Source organism: Rhodococcus sp. NPDC003348 (genome assembly GCF_053589375.1).
This window is the reverse complement of the sequence record NZ_JBSFRT010000042.1, coordinates 1-19,921: the sequence shown is the minus strand read 5'-3', so window position 1 is coordinate 19,921 and position 19,921 is coordinate 1. Positions and strand designations below refer to the sequence as shown.

The 19,921-nt window shown below is 69.9% G+C and carries 20 protein-coding genes; 12 read left to right on the top strand and 8 right to left on the bottom strand.

The annotated features are described in order from the left end of the window. Positions 1-58 precede the first annotated feature (58 nt). Complete coding sequence (locus ACWDU4_RS22795; RefSeq protein ID WP_450116207.1) at positions 59-850, bottom strand: SDR family oxidoreductase; 792 nt, start codon at positions 848-850, stop codon at positions 59-61. 197 nt (positions 851-1,047) lie between these two features. Here ACWDU4_RS22795 and pyrH point away from each other — a divergent pair, with 197 nt between their 5' ends. The 4 genes from pyrH to ACWDU4_RS22775 all read left to right on the top strand — a co-directional run bounded on the left by pyrH (position 1,048) and on the right by ACWDU4_RS22775 (position 4,073). After that, positions 1,048-1,791, top strand: coding sequence for a UMP kinase (pyrH, locus tag ACWDU4_RS22790; protein WP_450116206.1), 744 nt, complete (start codon positions 1,048-1,050; stop codon positions 1,789-1,791). 81 nt (positions 1,792-1,872) lie between these two features. After that, positions 1,873-2,430 (top strand): ribosome recycling factor, encoded by a 558-nt coding sequence (gene frr / locus ACWDU4_RS22785; protein WP_450116205.1) that lies wholly within the window; start codon positions 1,873-1,875, stop codon positions 2,428-2,430. A gap of 3 nt (positions 2,431-2,433) precedes the next feature. Beyond that, entirely contained in the window at positions 2,434-3,333 is a 900-nt protein-coding gene (locus tag ACWDU4_RS22780; protein ID WP_450116204.1) for a phosphatidate cytidylyltransferase, read from the top strand. A gap of 14 nt (positions 3,334-3,347) precedes the next feature. Further along, entirely contained in the window at positions 3,348-4,073 is a 726-nt protein-coding gene (locus ACWDU4_RS22775; protein WP_450116203.1) for a class I SAM-dependent methyltransferase, read from the top strand. Between the two features lies 1 nt (position 4,074). Here ACWDU4_RS22775 and ACWDU4_RS22770 read toward each other — a convergent pair whose 3' ends face one another. Next, entirely contained in the window at positions 4,075-4,983 is a 909-nt protein-coding gene (locus ACWDU4_RS22770) for a cation transporter (RefSeq protein ID WP_450116202.1), read from the bottom strand. Positions 4,984-4,986: 3 nt separating this feature from the next. After that, on the bottom strand, positions 4,987-5,394 hold the full coding sequence (locus ACWDU4_RS22765) for a lipopolysaccharide assembly protein LapA domain-containing protein (protein ID WP_450116201.1): 408 nt from the start codon (positions 5,392-5,394) through the stop codon (positions 4,987-4,989). Between the two features lie 95 nt (positions 5,395-5,489). On the opposite strand from ACWDU4_RS22765, the gene rlmN reads away from it, so the two are divergent. Continuing rightward, positions 5,490-6,599, top strand: coding sequence for a 23S rRNA (adenine(2503)-C(2))-methyltransferase RlmN (rlmN, locus tag ACWDU4_RS22760; protein ID WP_450116200.1), 1,110 nt, complete (start codon positions 5,490-5,492; stop codon positions 6,597-6,599). An 82-nt stretch (positions 6,600-6,681) separates the two neighbouring features. Here the strand turns inward: rlmN and ACWDU4_RS22755 are convergent, their stop codons facing one another. After that, complete coding sequence (locus tag ACWDU4_RS22755; RefSeq protein ID WP_450116199.1) at positions 6,682-6,972, bottom strand: DUF2631 domain-containing protein; 291 nt, start codon at positions 6,970-6,972, stop codon at positions 6,682-6,684. Between the two features lie 61 nt (positions 6,973-7,033). Here ACWDU4_RS22755 and ACWDU4_RS22750 point away from each other — a divergent pair, with 61 nt between their 5' ends. The 6 genes from ACWDU4_RS22750 (at position 7,034) to ACWDU4_RS22725 (ending at position 14,141) form a co-directional block, all read left to right on the top strand. Beyond that, positions 7,034-7,549 (top strand): SRPBCC family protein, encoded by a 516-nt coding sequence (locus ACWDU4_RS22750; protein ID WP_450116198.1) that lies wholly within the window; start codon positions 7,034-7,036, stop codon positions 7,547-7,549. 106 nt (positions 7,550-7,655) lie between these two features. Beyond that, positions 7,656-8,822, top strand: a complete 1,167-nt coding sequence (dxr, locus tag ACWDU4_RS22745) for a 1-deoxy-D-xylulose-5-phosphate reductoisomerase (RefSeq protein ID WP_450116197.1) — start codon at positions 7,656-7,658, stop codon at positions 8,820-8,822. Positions 8,823-8,857: 35 nt separating this feature from the next. Then, positions 8,858-10,063, top strand: a complete 1,206-nt coding sequence (locus ACWDU4_RS22740; RefSeq protein ID WP_450116196.1) for a M50 family metallopeptidase — start codon at positions 8,858-8,860, stop codon at positions 10,061-10,063. 98 nt (positions 10,064-10,161) lie between these two features. Then, on the top strand, positions 10,162-11,316 hold the full coding sequence (ispG, locus tag ACWDU4_RS22735) for a flavodoxin-dependent (E)-4-hydroxy-3-methylbut-2-enyl-diphosphate synthase (protein ID WP_450116195.1): 1,155 nt from the start codon (positions 10,162-10,164) through the stop codon (positions 11,314-11,316). 84 nt (positions 11,317-11,400) lie between these two features. Further along, positions 11,401-12,237 (top strand): GNAT family N-acetyltransferase, encoded by an 837-nt coding sequence (locus ACWDU4_RS22730; protein WP_450116194.1) that lies wholly within the window; start codon positions 11,401-11,403, stop codon positions 12,235-12,237. Between the two features lie 95 nt (positions 12,238-12,332). Continuing rightward, complete coding sequence (locus ACWDU4_RS22725; protein ID WP_450116193.1) at positions 12,333-14,141, top strand: penicillin-binding transpeptidase domain-containing protein; 1,809 nt, start codon at positions 12,333-12,335, stop codon at positions 14,139-14,141. Positions 14,142-14,151: 10 nt separating this feature from the next. Here ACWDU4_RS22725 and ACWDU4_RS22720 read toward each other — a convergent pair whose 3' ends face one another. The 4 genes from ACWDU4_RS22720 to ACWDU4_RS22705 all read right to left on the bottom strand — a co-directional run bounded on the left by ACWDU4_RS22720 (position 14,152) and on the right by ACWDU4_RS22705 (position 18,033). Continuing rightward, the gene (locus tag ACWDU4_RS22720; protein WP_450116239.1) at positions 14,152-14,796 is read right to left on the bottom strand and encodes a LysE family translocator; all 645 of its coding nucleotides are present in this window, start codon (positions 14,794-14,796) and stop codon (positions 14,152-14,154) included. 82 nt (positions 14,797-14,878) lie between these two features. Then, complete coding sequence (locus tag ACWDU4_RS22715; RefSeq protein WP_450116192.1) at positions 14,879-15,643, bottom strand: nuclear transport factor 2 family protein; 765 nt, start codon at positions 15,641-15,643, stop codon at positions 14,879-14,881. 71 nt (positions 15,644-15,714) lie between these two features. Then, entirely contained in the window at positions 15,715-17,139 is a 1,425-nt protein-coding gene (locus ACWDU4_RS22710; protein ID WP_450116191.1) for an APC family permease, read from the bottom strand. 24 nt (positions 17,140-17,163) lie between these two features. Then, entirely contained in the window at positions 17,164-18,033 is an 870-nt protein-coding gene (locus tag ACWDU4_RS22705) for a LuxR C-terminal-related transcriptional regulator (RefSeq protein ID WP_450116190.1), read from the bottom strand. 107 nt (positions 18,034-18,140) lie between these two features. On the opposite strand from ACWDU4_RS22705, the gene ACWDU4_RS22700 reads away from it, so the two are divergent. After that, positions 18,141-19,793, top strand: coding sequence for an AMP-binding protein (locus ACWDU4_RS22700; protein ID WP_450116189.1), 1,653 nt, complete (start codon positions 18,141-18,143; stop codon positions 19,791-19,793). Positions 19,794-19,921 lie beyond the last annotated feature (128 nt).

Below are 19,921 nucleotides of genomic sequence, written 5' to 3'. Positions count from 1 at the left end.
GCGGCCCCGTCACCAATTGTGGTGGCGGGGCCGTTTTGCGCACGGGCAGCAGCGCTGCTCACAGGTCGGGGAGGCCGAAGTCCAGGTTCGGGGTCTGCAGGCCGCCGTCGACCTCGAGGACCTTGCCGGTCAGATACGACCCCGCCGGCGAGCAGAGGTACAGCACCGCGGCGGACGCGTCCTCCGGTTCGCCGATCCGGTGCAGAGGGGTGGCCGCCTCCATCGCGGATTTGATCGACTCGTTCTGCGCGACCACGTCCAGTGCCGACGTGAGGACCGACCCGAGACTGACGCAGTTGACGCGGATCCGCGGGGACAGATCGGCCGCGGCCAGGCGGGTGTAGTGCGCGACGGCGGCCTTCGCGGTCCCGTAGGCGGCATACCCGCGTCCGCCGACCCTGCCGACCACCGAGGACACGTTGACGATCGCGCCGCCGCCCGCCGTCTCGAGGATGTGCGGCACCGCGGCCCGGACCAGGGCGTGCGCGGTCGAGACGTTGAAATGGAACGCCTCCTCCAGCTGTCGGGGCTTCGTCTGCAGCAGCGGCGTCGGCAGCGCGCCGCCGACATTGTTGACGACGATGTCCAGACGCCCGAACGCCTCGACGGCCGCACCGGCGAGCCCGGCGACGGCGTCCAGATCGGCGAGGTCGGCGGCGACCACGTGGGCCCGGCGACCGGCCGCACGCACCCGGTCCGCGACCTCCTCCAGCTGTTCGGTGGTGCGCGCTGCGAGTACGACGTCCGCGCCGGCCTCGGCGAGCGCCACCGCGGACGCCGCGCCGACGCCCCGCCCGGCACCGGTCACCACCGCCACCTGATCGGTCACCCGGAAACGGTCCAGAATCATGGCACTCCTTCGTTCCGGAGTCCGGGGACTCCTCGTTGTCCTCGCGCCCACGCGGTGCGCCGCGCGAGCCTACGGCCCCGAAGGTGGTCTGCGGGCCCGGATAAGGCAGGATGAAGGGGTCATCTGTGGCTGTACCGCCGAGGGTGGCCGATTCATGCTGGTCGCACCATCCAAGCGGCCCGAGACGAAAGAGAGCCATGACCGAATCCGCCCCAACCGACACCACGCCCCGACGCGACGGCTTCAAGCGCGTCCTGCTCAAACTGGGCGGCGAAATGTTCGGTGGTGGCGAGGTCGGTCTCGATCCGGACGTCGTGCAGACAGTGGCCCGGCAGATCAAGGCCGTGGTCGAGTCCGGGGTGCAGGTCGCGGTCGTGATCGGCGGCGGCAACTTCTTCCGCGGCGCCGAACTGCAGCAGCGCGGCATGGACCGGGCCCGGTCCGACTACATGGGCATGCTCGGCACCGTGATGAACTGCCTTGCGCTGCAGGACTTCCTGGAGAAGGAAGGCATCGACACCCGCGTGCAGACCGCCATCACGATGGGGCAGGTCGCCGAGCCGTACCTGCCGCTGCGGGCCCGCCGCCACCTGGAGAAGGGGCGCGTGGTCATCTTCGGCGCCGGCATGGGCATGCCGTACTTCTCCACCGATACCACCGCCGCCCAGCGCGCCCTCGAGATCGGCGCCGAGGTGGTCCTGATGGCCAAGGCCGTCGACGGTGTCTACACCGCCGACCCGCGCGTCGACCCGACCGCCACCATGTACACCGAGATCAGTCACCGCGAGGTCATCGAGCAGGGTCTGAAGGTCGCCGACGCGACCGCGTTCAGCCTCTGCATGGACAACCGGATGCCGATCATGGTCTTCAACCTGCTCACCGAGGGCAACATCGCCCGCGCGGTGTCCGGTGAGAAGATCGGGACCCTGGTGAAATCGTGACCAGTGAAGTCGTGACCACTGCCGTCGTGAACAGCACGACGGCAGGCAGCACCGCCATCCCCGCGAGCCTGGAGGAACACCGTGATCGATGAAGCGCTCTTCGATGCCGAGGAGAAGATGGAGAAGACCGTCGCGTCGGCGAAGGACGACCTCGGCGGTATCCGAACCGGCCGTGCCAACCCGGGCATGTTCAACCGCATCGCGATCGAGTACTACGGCGCGATGACCCCGATCTCGCAGGTCGCGTCGATCACGGTGCCGGAGGCGCGGCTCCTCGTGATCAAGCCGTACGAGGCGTCCCAGCTCGGGCCGATCCAGAACGCGATCCGCAACTCGGACCTGGGTGTCAACCCGACCGACGACGGCACCCTGATCCGCGTCTCGGTTCCGCAGCTGACCGAGGAGCGGCGACGCGAGCTGGTCAAGCAGTCGAAGGCCAAGGGGGAGGACGCGAAGGTCGCGATCCGCAACGTGCGCCGCAAGGCGATGGACGAGCTGAACCGCATCCAGAAGGACGGCGAGGCCGGCGAGGACGAGGTCGCGCGCGCGGAGAAGGAGCTCGACAAGACCACGGCCAAGTACGTGGCGCACATCGACGAGCTGGTCAAGCACAAGGAAGCCGAATTGATGGAGGTCTAGGCGGTGTCCACCGACAGTCCCACCGGCGCGGAGCGCCACGATGGGACGGATGGCTCCCGTGCGAACGGGACAACCGCCGCTGTCACCTCCAAGGCGGGTCGAAACCTGCCCGCCGCGATCGCGGTCGGGGTGGGCCTCGGCGCGCTGGTGATCGTGTCGCTGTTCTTCGTGCCGAAGGTGTGGTTCGGGATCGTCGCCGCGGCGATCGCGATCGCGACCTGGGAGGTGGCGTCGCGGCTGCGGGAGAGCGACGTCCTCGTCCCGTTGATCCCGTTGATCCTCGGCGGTCAGGCGATCATCTGGCTGGGGTGGCCGTACGGCACCACCGGGGTGCTGGCGGGATTCGCCGGCACCGCGCTGGTGTGCATGGTGTGGCGGCTGCTGGCGCAGGGCCTGCAATCGGCGCCGCGAAACTATCTGCGGGACATGGCGATCACCGTGTTCGTTGCGGCGTGGCTGCCGTTGCTCGCGTCGTTCGCGACTCTGATGGTCACCCACGAGGGCGGAAACAAGTGGGTGTTCGTGTTCATGATCGGTGTCGTCTGCTCGGATGTCGGCGGCTACACGGCCGGGGTGCTGTTCGGTAAGCACCCGATGGTGCCCGCGATCAGCCCGAAGAAGTCCTGGGAGGGTCTCGGCGGGTCCCTGGTCTTCGCGGTCCTCGGGTCGCTGGCGACGGTCACCCTGATCCTGGACGCCAACCCGTTCATCGGCGTCCTGCTCGGTGTCGTGCTGGTGATCACCGGAACCCTCGGCGACCTGATCGAGTCCCAGGTCAAACGCGACCTCGGGATCAAGGACATGGGCACCCTGCTGCCCGGGCACGGCGGCATCATGGACAGGCTCGACTCGCTGCTGCCATCGGCGTTCGTGACCTGGCTGGTGCTCACCGCCCTGCTCTGACGCCCGCCGAACCCATGACTCGCCGACCGCCCCCGGGCGTCCCGATCCCCAGCCCGAACATCTGGCACTGGCCGCGGATCTACGAGGTGGAGAACCGCGCCCAGGACGTGGACGGCGCGATCTTCGAGACGCTGGCCCGCGTCGCCGACTGGACCGACCGCGACGTCCTCGACGTCGGGTGCGGCACCGGTTTCCACCTGCCGGTGTTCGCGGCGGACGCGCGCAGCGTGACCGGGGTCGAACCGCATCCGCCGCTGGTCGACGCCGCCCGTGAGCGCACCGCGCGGTTGCCCGGCGTGCGGGTGCTTGCCGGCAGCGCGGAGACGCTGCCGGTGCCGGACCGCAGCGTCGACGTCGTGCACGCCCGGACCGCGTACTTCTTCGGTCCCGGCTGCGGCCCCGGGATCACCGAGGCGATGCGCGTGCTGCGGCCCGGCGGGGTGCTTGTCGTCGTGGACCTGGATGCGAGGGCGCCCGGCTACGGCGACTGGATGCGCGCGGACCTGCCGCACTACGACCCGGCGGCGGTGGAGGCGTTCTTCGCCGCGCAGGGCTTCGACCTGACGCGGGTGGCGACGCGGTGGGAGTTCGAGGACCGGCGCGCGCTGCGGGCCGTCCTCGGTATCGAGTTCACCGAGCGGACCGCGGACCGGGCGTTCGCGCAGACCTCGGGGATGTCACTCGAGGTCGGGTACCGCGTCCACACCCGGCGGGCGCCGCAGGGCCTGGTCCTGCGTTGACTCAGACCAGCTCCGGGTCGGTGGTCAGCTCCACCGTCGCCCACAGGTCGTAGGGCAGTTCCCGCAGACGGCGGGCGACCTGCCTGCGGACCTCGTCCTCGGTCGCCAGGTCCCAGGCCGTGCCCGAGACCAGGAACACCACCTCGACGTACACCTTGCGACCGACCTTGCCGATCGCGATGTCCGGCGCGGGTAGATCGAACTTGTCGCGGACCTGCTCCACCGCCCGGTGGATCGGCTCCTGGATCTGCGGTCCCGGGGCGCTCTCGAGCAGTTCGAGCATGCCGCCGCGGATCAGGGTCCACGGTTGGGGGAGCAGCACCGCGCAGCTGATGAGCACCAGCGCCGAGTCGACGTAGCGGTCGGCCGACGAGTACTCGGTCCGGCCGAGCACCCACACGACGACGCCGCCGACCGCGACGACGGCGCTGAACACCGCCGAGGATGCCCACTGGGTCGCCTCCGCCGCCAGCAGATCCGACGCGGTCGCGGCCCGGCGAACGTACAGGTACGTCGCCGTCGCCGCGATGGTGCCGATCAGGCCGTACACCAGCAGCGACCCGCCGGCGACCTCGGATCCGCCGTCGACGATCACCCGGACCGCCTCCATCGCGGCGTAGCCGAGCGTGAGGAGCAGCGCGAGACCCTGGACCACCACGACCACCGGGGTGAGGGCCTCGCGGCCGAACGGGAAGCGCGCGGTCGGCCCGCCCGCGACGATCCGGGACGCGGCCAGCGACAGCCATGTCAGGGCGGCGCCCAGCGCGGCGTAGGCGCCGTCGAGGAGGATCACCTGCGAGTTCGACGCGATGCCCCACGCCACCGCGAGCACCGCGAGGGTGCAGGTCACCGCCATCGACACCCGCAGGACGCTCCGTTCGCGACGCAGGTCGGCGGCCGTGGGTGCCACCGGTCAGTCCGCGGTGGTGGCCCGCTTGGCCAGGCGCCGGATCTGCACGATCCGCACCCCGCCCGCCAACGCCATGATCAGCGCACCCGCGATGGCGGCGAGCAGCAGGCTCACCCCGAGCGGCAGCGAGAACTCCCACAGGAAGAGGTTGAGCGTCACCGAGTCCAGGTTCTGCAGGATGAACACCAGCAGCAGGATCAGAACCAGCACGCCGATGACCAGTCCGGTCCAGGTGGCGGCCGCCTTGGTGTGACCGAGGCTGGTGTGCCGCCGGACGGCCTCGACTTCGGGTGAGGGGGTCGGCGCCGGGACGCTCGGCTGATCTGGCGGGGAGGGAACCGGGGCGGCAGGCCGGTCCGGTCGCCCGGTCGAATCGGAGGCGTCGGGGTTGGGCCCCTCAGTGGTGGACATGCTGTGATCATCACGCACCGTATGTGTGATTGCACGCGCATCCCGCCGGCGAAATTCGCATGTCGCCGGTGGTCGGTGGGACACTGGGCAACACTATGGCCGTTTCCCTGCCCCTCGTGTTCAACGCCCCGCGTCGCGGCATGCCGCCGACGCACCTCGCCGACCTCGATGCGGAGGGCCGGAAGGCGGCCGTCAAGGAACTCGGCCTGCCCGGTTTCCGTGCCGACCAGCTGGCCCGTCAGTACTACGGCCGGCTCGAGGCGGACCCCGACAAGATGACCGACCTGCCCGCCGCCGTGCGGGAGAAGGTCGGTGACGCGCTGTTCCCGACGTTGCTGACCCCGGTCAAGCACGTCGCCTGCGACGACGGCACCACCCGCAAGACGCTGTGGAAGGCGAACGACGGGACGCTGCTCGAGTCGGTGCTGATGCGCTACCCGGACCGCGCGACGCTGTGCATCTCCAGCCAGGCAGGCTGCGGCATGGCCTGCCCGTTCTGCGCGACCGGGCAGGGTGGACTGAACCGGAACCTGTCGACCGCGGAGATCGTCGACCAGGTCCGGGCGGCCGCCGCCGCGATGCGCGACGGCGAGGTGGCCGGCGGTGAGGGCCGGCTGTCGAACGTCGTCTTCATGGGCATGGGCGAACCGCTGGCGAACTACAAGCGCGTGGTCGCTGCGGTGCGCCGCATCACGTCGCCCGCGCCCGAGGGGCTCGGGCTGTCGCAGCGGTCGGTCACCGTCTCGACGGTCGGGCTTGCGCCGGCGATCCGCAAGCTCGCCGACGAGGGTTTGTCGGTGACGCTGGCGGTGTCGCTGCACACCCCGGACGACGAACTGCGCGACACCCTGGTTCCGGTGAACAACCGGTGGTCCGTGGCGGAGGTGCTCGACGCCGCCCGCTACTACGCCGACAAGACCGGGCGCCGGGTGTCGATCGAGTACGCGCTGATCAAGGACGTCAACGACCAGCCGTGGCGCGCCGACATGCTCGGCAAGAAGCTGCACAAGGCGCTCGGCTCGCTGGTGCACGTGAACCTGATCCCGCTGAACCCGACCCCGGGCAGCGAGTGGGACGCGGCGCCGAAGGACGTCGAGCGCGAGTTCGTGCGCCGCGTCATCGCACAGGGCGTCTCGTGCACCGTCCGCGACACCCGCGGCCAGGAGATCGCCGCCGCGTGCGGTCAGCTCGCTGCGGAGAACTGACGAGACCTGCCGGGGACACGGCGAAACGACGACGGCCGCGCGGCTCCGGGGGAGCGGCGCGGCCGTCGTCGTAGGTGTGTGGTTACCGCGGCTTGCGGCGACGAACGATGTCGAGCACCAGCATGACGATCATGGCGGCGGAGAGGCCGACCAGCCACAGGTCCTCGACCTTGCCCTCGTGGTTGCCGATCGTGTACAGGAGCAGGAACAGCGCGAAGAACCAGCCCAGGAAGCGGAACAGTCGCGGCGCCTCACCGCTCCAGCCCCATTCCGCAGAGGGCACCTCGGCGGTGTCGACTTTGCTGGTGACGATGGGCTCGCTGGCGGCCACGGCCGATCCTCCTGCTCGTGCGGGTGTGCATATTGCTCGCATATCGTGGCATACGACCCGCCGTCGTAGCGAGCGGGGTGGGCATGTGGGAGGGGTGTTTCGCGTGACCGTCACACCGACCGGACGAGTCGTTCGCCGCGACAGCGGTGCGGACCTCGTCATCGACCGCCGGTTTCCCGACCCGATCGAGGAGGTGTGGGCCGCCGTCACCGAATCCGACCGCACGGCAGCCTGGTTCGGTCCGTGGACCGGAACCGGGGCTCCGGGCAACACCATTCGTGTGCAGATGCTCTTCGAGGAGGGCGAACCGTGGATGGACATGACCGTCGAGGCCTGCGAGGCGCCGACCCGATACGTCGTGTCCTCGTCGGACGAGTTCGGGTCGTGGCTGATGGAGGTGCAGTTGGTCGCGGAACCGGACGGAACCCTCCTGAGCCTGATCCAGCATCTCGACGAGGCGTCGGTCGCGGTGGCCGTCGACACCGGACCCGGCTGGGAGTACTACCTCGATCTGCTTGTCGCCGCCCGCACGGGTGGATCGCGGCCGCAGTTCGACGACTACCTCGCGATGAAGGGTCATTACGAGTCGGAGGTCGCGCGGCTCGGGGAGAACCGATGACGATCCGCGTCACCGGTGCCGCCAACGCGCAGTGGCCGACGGCCCACACCGCCCGGTCCCGGTGACCGTCGGCCTGTCAGGTTGCTCTCAGGCGCCATCGGGAAGAATGGACGGCGTGTCTGACACTTCTCCCGTTCGGGTGCTCCTGCTCGGCAGCACCGGCTCCATCGGCACCCAGGCCCTCGAGGTCGTCGCCGCGAACCCCGGCAAGTTCACCGTCGTCGGTCTGGCGGCGGGCGGCGGCAACGTCGACCTGCTCGCCGAACAGATCCGGGCGACCGGAGTGACGCGGGTCGCGGTCGCCGACCCGGCCGCGGCGGCCCGGCTGGACCTGCCGGGTGTGCTGTCGGGCCCCGGTGCGGTGACCGAGCTCGTCCGGACCACCGAGGCGGACGTGGTGCTCAACGCGCTCGTCGGCTCGCTCGGACTGGAACCGACACTCGCCGCGCTCGAGTCCGGCGCCCGGTTGGCGCTGGCGAACAAGGAGTCCCTCGTCGCCGGCGGGCCCCTGGTGACCGCCGCCGCCGCGCCCGGTCAGATCGTGCCCGTCGACTCCGAGCACTCGGCGCTCGCGCAGTGCCTGCGTGGCGGGCGCGCCGAGGAGGTGGACCGGCTGGTGCTCACCGCGTCGGGCGGGCCGTTCCGCGGCTGGACCGCGGAGGCGCTCGAGTCCGTGACCCCGGAGCAGGCCGGCGCCCACCCGACGTGGTCGATGGGCCCGATGAACACCCTCAACTCGGCGTCCCTGGTGAACAAGGGTCTCGAGCTGATCGAGACGCACCTGCTGTTCGGCATCGACTACGACCGCATCGACGTCACCGTGCATCCGCAGTCGATCGTGCACTCGATGGTCACGTTCACCGACGGCTCGACCCTCGCGCAGGCCAGCCCGCCGGACATGAGGCTGCCGATCGCCCTCGCCCTCGGCTGGCCCGACCGGGTGCCCGGCGCGGCCGCCGCCTGCGACTTCACCACCGCCGCGACGTGGACCTTCGAACCTCTCGACAACGCCGTCTTCCCGGCCGTCGACCTGGCCCGGGCGGCGGGGAAGGCCGGCGGCTGCATGACCGCGGTCTACAACGCCGCGAACGAGGTCGCCGCGCAGTACTTCCTCGACGGTGCCGCGACGTTCCCGTCGATCGTGCGGACCGTGGAGCGTGTTCTCGCCGGTGGCGGCCAGTGGTCGGCGGCACCGGCTACCGTGGACGACGTGCTCGCGGCTGACTCCTGGGCCCGGGCCCGGGCACACGAGCTCGTCGAGCGGAAGGGCTAGGACGAAACGGTGTTGATCGGGGAGGCCGCGGCCGCATGTTGATTATCGGTGTGGTGCTGTTCGCGCTCGGCATCACGGTCTCGATCGCGCTGCACGAGGCGGGCCACATGTGGACCGCGCGCAAGCTCGGCATGAAGGTCCGTCGCTACTACATCGGCTTCGGTCCGAAGATCTTCTCCTTCCGGCGCGGCGAGACCGAGTACGGGCTCAAGGCCATCCCCGCGGGCGGGTTCTGTGACATCGCGGGCATGACCGTGCACGACGAACTCGCCCCCGACGAGGTCGACCGGGCCATGTACAAGCAGAAGACGTGGAAGCGTCTGGTCGTCATGTCCGGCGGCATCGCGATGAACTTCCTGCTCGGTCTGGCTCTGGTCGTGGTGCTCGCGGTCGGGTGGGGCCTGCCGAACATGAACCAGCCGCCGGAGACGCAGCTCGGCGCGATGAGCTGCACCTCGGACCAGATCGACGCGCAGACGCTGGCGAAGTGCTCCGGCACCGGCCCGGCCGAGGCGGCGGGCCTGCGTGAGGGCGACCTGGTCACCGCGATCGGCGGGGTGCCGGTCGAGACGTGGAGCCAGTTCCAGACCCAGACCCGGAAGCAGACCGGCCCGGTCGACTTCACGATCGAGCGCGACGGCCGGTCGATGACGGTGACCGTGGTGCCCGACCAGGTCCAGCGGATGGTCACGAACGCCGACGGAACGGTGACCACCACGACCGTCGGCGCGATCGGTGTGTCCCCGGACTACTACGAGCCCGTCAAGTACAACGTCGCGGCCGCGATCCCGGCCTCGGTGGCGTTCACCGGGGACCTGATGGTCGAGTCGGTCAAGGGCCTCGCCGAGTTGCCGAGCAAGGTCGGCGACCTGTGGACCGCGGTCACCGGTGGAGAACGCGCCCAGGACACCCCGGTCAGCGTCGTCGGGGCGTCGGTGATCGGCGGTCAGGCGGCCGAGCGTGGCCTGTGGGAGATGTTCATTCTGCTGCTCATCAGCCTGAACTTCTTCCTCGGCGTCTTCAACCTGCTGCCGCTGCTGCCCCTCGACGGCGGCCACATGGCCGTCGCGGTGTACGAGAAGATCCGCAACACGCTGCGCATCCGTCGCGGACTGCCTGCGGGCGGGCCGGTCGACTACACGAAGCTGATGCCGCTCACCTATGTGGTGATCGTCATCGGCGGCGCGTTCATGCTGCTGACCCTGACCGCCGACATCGTCAATCCGATCAAGATTTTCTAGCCCGGAGGACGTGCCTTCCGATCCCCTCACGGCGCCCCCGGCAAGGATCGGGAGACACGACCTAGACTTTCCTGGTACCGCAAAGAAAGAAGGCAACCGTGACCAGCCCCGTCGGTTTGGGCATGCCCGATGTTCCCGCCGTCCTCGCTCCCCGCCGCAAGACCCGGCAGTTGATGGTCGGCAACGTCGGTGTCGGCAGCGATCATCCGGTGTCGGTGCAGTCGATGTGCACCACCAGGACGCACGACGTGAACGCGACCCTGCAGCAGATCGCCGAGCTCACGGCGTCCGGATGCGACATCGTCCGGGTCGCGTGCCCGCGGCAGGAGGATGCCGACGCGCTCGCCGAGATCGCACGCAAGAGCAAGATTCCCGTCATCGCGGACATCCACTTCCAGCCGCGCTACATCTTCGCCGCCATCGACGCCGGCTGTGCCGCGGTGCGGGTCAACCCCGGCAACATCAAGGAGTTCGACGGCCGCGTCAAGGAGGTCGCGAAGGCGGCCGGGGACGCGGGCATCCCGATCCGGATCGGCGTCAACGCCGGATCCCTCGACCCACGGCTCATGCAGAAGTACGGCAAGGCCACCCCGGAGGCCCTCGTCGAGTCGGCGCTGTGGGAGGCGGGCCTGTTCGAGGAGCACGGCTTCGGCGACATCAAGATCTCCGTCAAGCACAACGACCCGGTCGTGATGGTGGAGGCGTACCGGCAGCTGGCCGCGCAGTGCGACTATCCGCTGCACCTGGGCGTCACCGAGGCCGGTCCGGCGTTCCAGGGCACCATCAAGTCCGCCGTCGCGTTCGGTGCGCTGCTCAGCGAGGGCATCGGCGACACCATCCGAGTGTCGCTGTCCGCGCCACCGGCCGAGGAGATCAAGGTCGGCACGCAGATCCTGCAGTCGCTGAATCTGCGCCCGCGCAAGCTGGAGATCGTCTCGTGCCCGTCGTGCGGACGCGCACAGGTCGACGTGTACACGCTGGCGAACGAGGTGACCGCCGGGCTCGAGGGCATGGAGGTGCCGCTGCGGGTTGCGGTGATGGGCTGCGTCGTCAACGGTCCCGGCGAGGCGCGCGAGGCGGACCTCGGTGTCGCGTCCGGCAACGGCAAGGGCCAGATCTTCGTCAAGGGCCAGGTCATCAAGACCGTCCCCGAGGCGCAGATCGTGGAGACGCTGATCGAGGAGGCGATGCGCATCGCGGAGGAGATGGGCAACGATTCCGAATCGGGATCGCCTGTCGTCACCGTGAGCTGATCGCGCACCGTATCCTGTCGGCACGCCCACCGTGAGGAACGGCGTGACTGTCCGCTTTCTTCGACGAGACCCGGGGGTGACGGGGTGCTCAAACTCCTCGGCGCCAGGCAACTCGGCGCACGGGACCGCGCTGACGTGCTGCGGGTCCTCGACGCCGACCCCGTCGCCACCTGCATGGTCGCCGCGCGGGTGCAGGACCTCGGGGTCGAGCCGCGGTCGATCAACGGGGAGTTGTGGAGTCGTGGCGGCCCCGACGAGTCGCTGTGCTTCTCCGGGGCGAACCTGGTCCCACTGCGTGGCAGCATCGGCGACCTGCGCGCGTTCGCGGATCGGGCGTGCCGGTTCCCGCGGATGTGTTCCTCCCTCGTGGGGCGTGCCGAGCTGACCATGCCGCTGTGGGAGATGCTCGAATCCGACTGGGGTCCGGCGCGGGAGGTCCGCGCCGAGCAGCCGCTGCTCGCGTTGGCGGCCCGGCCGCTCGTCGAACCCGATCCCGACGTCCGGCTCGTCCGGATGGACGAACTCGACACCTACCTCTGCGCCGCCGTCGAGATGTTCATCGAGGAGGTCGGGGTGGATCCGCGCGCCGGGGACGGCGGTCGCGGCTACCGGCGCCGGGTCGCCGGGCTGATCGCCGCGGGCCGTGCGTTCGCCCGATTCGAGGACGGCCAGGTGTTGTACAAGGCGGAGATCGGCTCCGCGTCTCGGCAGGTCGGCCAGATCCAGGGCGTGTGGGTGCATCCCGACCACCGATCCCGCGGGCTCGGCGCCGCCGGAACCGCGGCCGTCGCGGCCGCCGTGGTCCGGGGTGGGCGCACCGCCAGTCTCTACGTGAACAGCTTCAACGTGCCGGCTCGGCGGGCATACGAGCGGGTCGGCTTCACCCAGGTCGCGACCTTCTCGACCGTCCTCCTCGACTGACGCGGCAGCCGTCGGGTGCCGTGCTCCGGCTGGGGTGAATCTCACGCGTGGTCGATCGGCCGAATGTGTCGGCGGCACACCTACTATGGGCGTCGATGAACTCTCGTGTCGCCCGCCGTGTCCGCACCCCGCTCGCTCTCGCCGTGACGGGGGCGTTGACCGTGGGCCTCGCCGCCTGCACCCCGAAACCCGACGGACCCGAGCCGGCCGCGCAGGAATTCGTCTCCGCGCTCGCGGAGCGGGACACCGAGGCCGCGGCTGCCCTGTCCGACCGCCCGGACGTCGCGCAGCGGGCGCTCGACTCGGCGTGGGAGAACCTGCAGGCCGAGTCGATGACCGCGACGCTGGGTTCGGTCCGCGTCACCGGCGACACCGCGACCGTCGGCTACACCTACGAGTGGCACCTGCCGAAGGAGCGCGTGTGGACCTACTCCGGTGATCTGCAGATGGGACGCAAGGACGGGGACTGGGCGGTGCGCTGGAGTTCGACCGACCTGCACCCGAAACTCGGTGACACCCACACCATGTCGTTGCGGGCCACGCCGGCGCCGCGGGCGCGGGTCAACGAACGCTCCGGCACCGACGTCCTGGTGCCCGGCACGATCGAGCGGATCAAGCTGGACGCACGCAAGGCGGGCAACCTGGGGTCCGTCGCGGCCGCGCTCGCGAAGATCCTTGCGCCGTTCGACAAGTCGCTGACGGCGCAGTCCATCGCCGAGTCGGCATCGACCGTCAAGGGCACCTATCTGGTCGCGAGCCTGCGCCAGGAGGACTACGAGACGGTCGCCGCCTCGCTCGCCGAACTGCCGGGCGTCACGGTCGACGAGGAGGCCGACCTGGTGTCCACCGACCGCGACTTCGCGCCCGACCTGATCGGCCAGGTCAAGAAGCGGGTCATCGACGAGGTGGACGGAACCGCGGGGTGGAGTGTGGTCACCGTCAACCAGAACGGTGTCGACACCGACGTGCTCACGGACACGAAACCGCAACCGGCGCCGTCGTTCTCGGTGAGCCTGGACCGGCCGATCCAGGTGGCCGCGCAGAACGCCGTCAATGCCCGCACCGACCAGGCGATGATGGTGGTGATCCAGCCGTCGACGGGCGCGATCCTCGCCGTCGCGCAGAACAAGGCCGCCGACCGCGACGGCCCGGTCGCGTCCACCGGCATGTACCCGCCCGGGTCGACGTTCAAGATCGTCACCGCGGGCGCCGCCATCGACAACGGTCTCGCGCAGCCCGGCACCATGGTCGGCTGTCCGGGCCGGATCACGATCGGCGAGCGGTCGGTGCCGAACTACAACGAGTTCGCGCTCGGCACCGTCTCGATGAGCACCGCGTTCGCCCGGTCCTGCAACACCACCTTCGCGAAACTGGCCAGCGAGATGGAGCCGGACGCGTTGACGAAGGCGGCGGCACAGTTCGGTATCGGGGTCGACTACGAGGTGCCCGGCCTGCCGACGGACTCGGGGTCGGTGCCCCCGGCCGAGGATCTCGTGCAGCGCACCGAGGACGGCTTCGGGCAGGGCAAGGTCGTCGTCAGCCCGTTCGGCATGGCGTTGGCCGCCGCGACCGTCGCGAACGGTTCGACGCCGGTGCCGCACCTGATCCTCGGTGACGAGACCACCGTCGACGGCGACCGCACGGCGATCACCCCGGAGATGGTCAGCGGTCTGCGCGGCATGATGCGCGAGGTGGTCACCTCCGGTACCGCGACCCGGATCGCCGGCGAGGGCGACGTGTACGGCAAGACCGGTGAGGCCGAGGTCGACGGCGGCTCGCACGCCTGGTTCGTCGGCTATCGCGGGGACATCGCCTTCGCCACCCTCGTGGTCCGCGGCGGCAGTTCCGACAACGCGGTCGCCGTCACCAACGACATGTTCGCGGCGCTGCCGGAAGGCTACTGACCCGCACCCGTCACGCTCGTGCCCGAGCCGGTACCTCCCGGGCGAGCAGCAGGGCCACCGCGCCGAGGAGGGTTCCGGTGACTCGGCGCTGCCATGTCGCCCACGCGGGGCGCGCGGCGATCAGTGCGGCGACCGAGCCCGCCGCGATCACGATCGCCGCGTTCACGGCGACGCTGACCGCGATCTGCACGCCGCCCAGCGCGAATCCCTGTGCCACGGGGTGCCCGCGGCCCGGGTCGACGAACTGCGGGATCAGCGCGAGATAGATGATCGCCGCCTTCGGATTGAGCAGGTTGGTGACCAACCCCATCCCGAAGAGCCTGCCGGTCGAGTCGCGGGACAGTGACGCCGGTTCGAACAGGCCTCGTCCGCCGGGTTTGAGCGCCTGCCAGGCGAGGTAGGCCAGGTAGCCCGCGCCGGCCGCCTTGAATCCCGTGTACAGCCACGGAACCGCGAGGAAGACCACCGCCAGACCCAGGTTCGCCATCGCCATGTAGATCACGAATCCCGTCGCCGTGCCGGACAACGAGATCAGACCGGCCGTGCGGCCCTGGCTGATGCTGCGAGACACCAGGTACATCATGTTCGGCCCCGGGGTGAGGACCATTCCCAGTGCCGTCAACGCCATACCCAACGCCGCCGCCGTCGAAATCACCACGCCCCCAGGCTGCCCGGCAGGTGCGATGTGGTCGACAGCCAGATCGCGAACACTGGCCTGCTGCGGTCCAGGGCGCGCGTCAGGAGTAGACGACGGCCCGGATCACGCGGAGGGACCTGCGATCGAGATAGCAGCACAGCAGGGCCGGGGAGCCGTCGGCGGTGCAGGAGGCGGTGACGGCGTCCCCCGCGGCGATGACCTTGGTCAGGTCGGTCACGGTACGTCCGCCGAGGACCGCCCGGGCGTCGGCGTCTCCGCGTCCGGCGGACTCGACGAGTCGCCGCACGGACTGCTTGCCGCGTTCTCCGACGCTGCGGACCGCGGCGCCGAAGGCGAGGGATCCGCCCAGGCCCTGGTGCCGCAGCATCCGCGCGCCCATCGACATGCCGACCTTGAGTTTCGCCGGATCGACCCCCGCGACCTGCGCGAACATCGGTGCGACCGCCCAGTGCGCGGCGATCCGACGGATCCGCGGTTCGCCGTCATCGAGGGTGGTCTCGTACAGCAGGTGCATCGGGGCCTTCGCGGCAACGCCTCCGCCGAGACGGGTCTCGATGGTGACGTCGCGGACCACGGTCAGGCCGTCGACGATGTCGTCGCGGTCGATGTGGAACCGAATGTCGTTGGGGGCGATGAAGGTGTCCCAGAACCGGGCGAGGGGTTCGCCGCCGCGGCGGAGGCTGCGCTTGTCGTACAGGCCGCCGAGGACGGGCCGCCCGCCGACCGGGTCCTCGACGACGTGCTGGCGGGCGAACAGGCCCAGCCACGCGGCCTTGTCGTGGGCGGCGACCGCGGCGGGGGAGGCGTGCGCGAGCGCGAGCAGGGTGGTGGGGTCGGCGAGCATGGCACACCTCGGATCGGTGACGGCGTCGGGCATCGCGGAGTATGCCAGAAAGTTGGAACGCGTTCTAGAAGTCAGTTGCTGGGGCCCTGCGGATTCGTGGGATCCTGCGGGGCGTCCCCGAGGTACTCGGGATGCAGTTCGCCCTTGACCCCGAGTTTCGTGTTCACCAGGTGGTTGACGAACCACAGCACCACACCGATCGCGAGCAGCACCCCGGCGATCGCGTACTGCTCGGGGTTGCGGTCGGTGAACGGAGTGGCGAGGAATGCGCAGCTCAGCGCCCCGACGACCGGCAGGGCAGTGGGTGCGCGGAAATGCTTGTGCTCCACCGGGTCCCGGCGTAGGACCAGCACCGCGACGTTCACGATGGTGAAGACGCACAGCAGTAGCAGCGCCGTGGTGCCGCCGAGCTGCGGCACCTCGCCGACGAACGTGATCAGCCCCAGTGCCAGCAGGGTGGTGAACGCGATCGCGATGTACGGCGTGCGGCGGGTGCGGTGCACCCGGCCCAGTTGCGGCGGCAGCACGTGCTGGCGGCTCATGCCGTAGAGGAGGCGGCTGGCCATCAGCATGTTGATCAGTGCGGTGTTCGCGACCGCGAACATCGTGATGAACGCGAAGATCCCGAGCGGGAAGCCGGGGGCGCCGGCCTGCACGACCTTGAGTAACGGGGTGTCGCCCTCGCCCAGTTCGTCGGCAGGCACCAGTGCGATCGCGGTCACGGACACCAGCACGTAGATCAGGCCGGTGAACAGCAGCCCGATCAGGAGCACGCGCGGGAAGATCCGGCTCGGTTCCTTGCACTCCTCGGCCATGTTCACCGAGTCCTCGAATCCGACCATCGCGTAGAAGGCCAGAGTCGTCGCGGCGATCACGCCTCCGAGCGCGGTGCGGTCGCCGGTGTCGAACGTCATCGCGCGGGAGAAGTCGCCCTCGCCGACTCCGAGCGCCCACATGCCGATGAAGATGATGATCAGCAGTCCGGACAGTTCCACGCAGGTGAGGACCACGTTGATCTTGACCGACTCGCCGACCCCGCGGAAGTTGACCGCCGCGACCACCAGCATGAACGCCACGCCGAGCAGGGTGATGCCGATGCCGGTGCGCACGTCCAGCTCGAAGGCCTCGGCGAAGTTCGCCGCGAACGCCCGGGACGCGGTGGCCGCCGAGGTGATACCCGAGCACATCACCGCGAACGTGACCATGAACGTGAGGAACTGGAGACCGAACGCCTTGTGCGTGTACAGGGCGGCGCCGGCCGCCTGCGGATACTTGGTGACCAGTTCCAGATAGCTGAAGGCGGTGATCATCGCGACGACGAAAGCGACCAGGAACGGCAGCCACACCACGCCGCCGACGTCGTTCGCGACCTGGCCGGTCAGTGCGTAGATCCCGGTACCGAGGATGTCGCCGACGATGAACAGCAGCAGCAGCCACGGGCCCATCACGCGCTTGAGGGTCGGTTCGTGCCCGGTGGTGGACGACGGTGCGGCCATGGCCCCTCCTCGCGCTGACTGGATCTATGGAAGCAGACCGAGGCGCCTCGCGCTGACCACCGCCTCGTGCCGCGAGTGCGCGTCGAGCTTGCCCATCGCGCTGCGCAGGTAGCTCTTGACGGTCTCCGGTCCCAGCGAGAGCCGGTGCGCGACTTCATTGTTCGTGCAGCCGAGGGCGATGTGCGCGAGGACGTCGAGTTCGCGCGGGGAGAGGGTGACCGCAGACGGCTCGGCACCCTCCGCGAGCAGTCCGGCGAGCTTGTCGGCGACCACACGCAGCCGGCTCCGCAACGCGTTGTCCGGTACGTCCTGGGCCAGGCTCCGCAGCTCCGCGTGCGCGTCCCGGATGCCCTCCGACACGGCGGCGTCCGCGGGACCGGAACTGGTCTCCCGGGTCCCGAGCAGTCGCAGCCGCCGGTCCACCTCGTCCCGGATCGCGATCTCCGCGGCCAGCCTGCGCCCGGACAGCGTGAGCAGTTCCGCGGTCCGGTCACCGATCGGGGTGGATTCGCGGATCGCGGCGTAGAGCACGGCACGGGAGACGCCGTCGACGACGACGGGGACGGCGATCACCGACCGCAGGCCCTCGCCGAGGACTGGTCCGTCGAAGTGGTGGGTGATGTTCAGGGCGCTGCGATAGTCGGGCACCGACGCCGGCCGGCGCTGGTGCGAGACGCGTCCACCGAGCCCGGACGACGACGGGACGGTGAGTCCTTTCAACCCGTTGGTTCGGGTGCCGAGGAACTCGCTGAGCAGCAGGTTTCCGTCGTGGACCTCACCGCCGAACAGCACCGGTACGTCGGTGAGGCTCGCGGTCAGTCGCAGTTCGGCGCGCAGCGCGTCCCCGTCGCGGGGACGGAGGAGCGCGTCGCGGGGGCTCGTCGGCGTCGGCATCGGTGCGGCTACCCCTTTCCGGGGGTGGTGTGGAGACCTTGTGAGCTAGATCATAAGGCGAGTGAAGTGTCCGGCGTCATGCCGGAGTGAAGTGGGAAGGAACCTCCATGGTCGACAACAGTGCCGCGACGAGTCGTGCAGATGCTGATGCGCGGGTGCGCGAGCTGCTCGGTCAGTACGACACCGCCGATGCCTGCGCGGCCGAGCTGCTCTGCGACCGGCATCCTGCCGAGGATGTCGCGTTCACCGTGATCGAGGGCGACCTGTCCTCCCGCGACCTCACCTACGGCGAGCTGCGCGCCGAGTCGACGAAGTTCGCCGCCGCCCTCGCCGACCTCGGCGTCGAGCCCGGCGACTGCGTCGCCACCCTGATGGGCAAGTCCGCGGAGCTGGTCGTCGCGCTGCTCGGGATCTGGCGGCGTGGCGCGGTGCACGTGCCGCTGTTCACCGCGTTCGCGTCCCCGGCGATCGCGTTCCGGCTCGACTCGTCCGGCGCGAAGGTCGTCGTCGCGGACCGGAACCAGCTCGACAAGCTTGCGCCCGGCGAGGACATTCCCGCCGACGCGCCGTGGACGGTGATCGTCGCTGCCGGTGAACCGGAGTCCGACGGTCAGCTGAAGCTGGCGGCCCTTCTCGCCGCGCATCGCGGGGACGACCCGAAGGGTGCCGCGGTCGCGGTCGGCGCGCAGGGGCCGATCGTGCAGCTGTTCACCTCCGGGACCACCGGAACCCCGAAGGGCGTGCCGGTGCCGGTGCGCGCGCTCGCGTCGTTCCACGGATACATGGAGTTCGGGCTCGACGTGCGACCCGACGACGTGTTCTGGAACGCGGCCGACCCGGGCTGGGCCTACGGGCTGTACTACGCGCTGCTCGGGCCGCTGGCGTCGGGCACGCGAAGCCTGCTGCTGCACGCCGGGTTCTCGGCACCCCTCACCTGGCAGGTGATCGAGAAGTTCGGTGTCACCAACTTCGCCGCCGCGCCGACCGTGTACCGCAGCCTGCGCGCCGACACCAACCCGGTCCCGGCCGGGCTGGCGTTGCGCCGGGCGTCGTCGGCGGGCGAGCCGCTTACCCCCGACGTCGTGGCGTGGTCGCAGTCCACGCTCGGGGTCGAGGTCCGCGATCACTACGGGCAGACCGAGCACGGGATGTTCATCGTCAACGCCTGGGCGGACGGACTGCGCGAGGGTGTGCCGGCCGGGTCGATGGGCCGGGCGCTGCCGGGCTGGTCGTGCGCGGTGCTGCTCGACGACGCCGACGAGGTCGCGCCGCCGCGCACCGCGGGCCGGGTCGCGATCGACACGCACCACAGCCCGATGATGTGGTTCACCGGCTACGTCGACGCCCCGGAGAAGACGAAGCAGCGGTTCAGCGAGGACGGCCGCTGGTACATCACCGGCGACGCGGGCAGCGCCGACGACGACGGGCACTTCTTCTTCAGCTCCCGCGACGACGACGTCATCATCATGGCGGGATACCGGATCGGCCCGTTCGACGTCGAGTCGGTGCTGGTGATGCACGATCAGGTCATCGAGGCCGCCGTCGTCGGCATGCCCGACCAGCTGCGCGGCGAGGTCCTCGAGGCGTTCGTCGTGCTGCGTGACGGGGTGGAGGGCACCGACGAGCTCGAGGCCGACCTGCAGCAGCTGGTGAAGAAGAAGTTCGCCGCGCACGCGTACCCGCGCACCGTGCACTTCGTGCCGTCGCTGCCGAAGACCCCGAGCGGCAAGGTGCAGCGCTACATCCTGCGGAAGGGCTGACAGCGCGTGACGGGGAGTTGGGGGGGGGGGGGGGGGGGCACCCAAAAAACGGAAAAGAGTGTCGGTGAGACGGGGGGGGTGGGAAACCGGAATATAGGTGGGGGGGGCAAAAGTAGGCGACGCCCCCG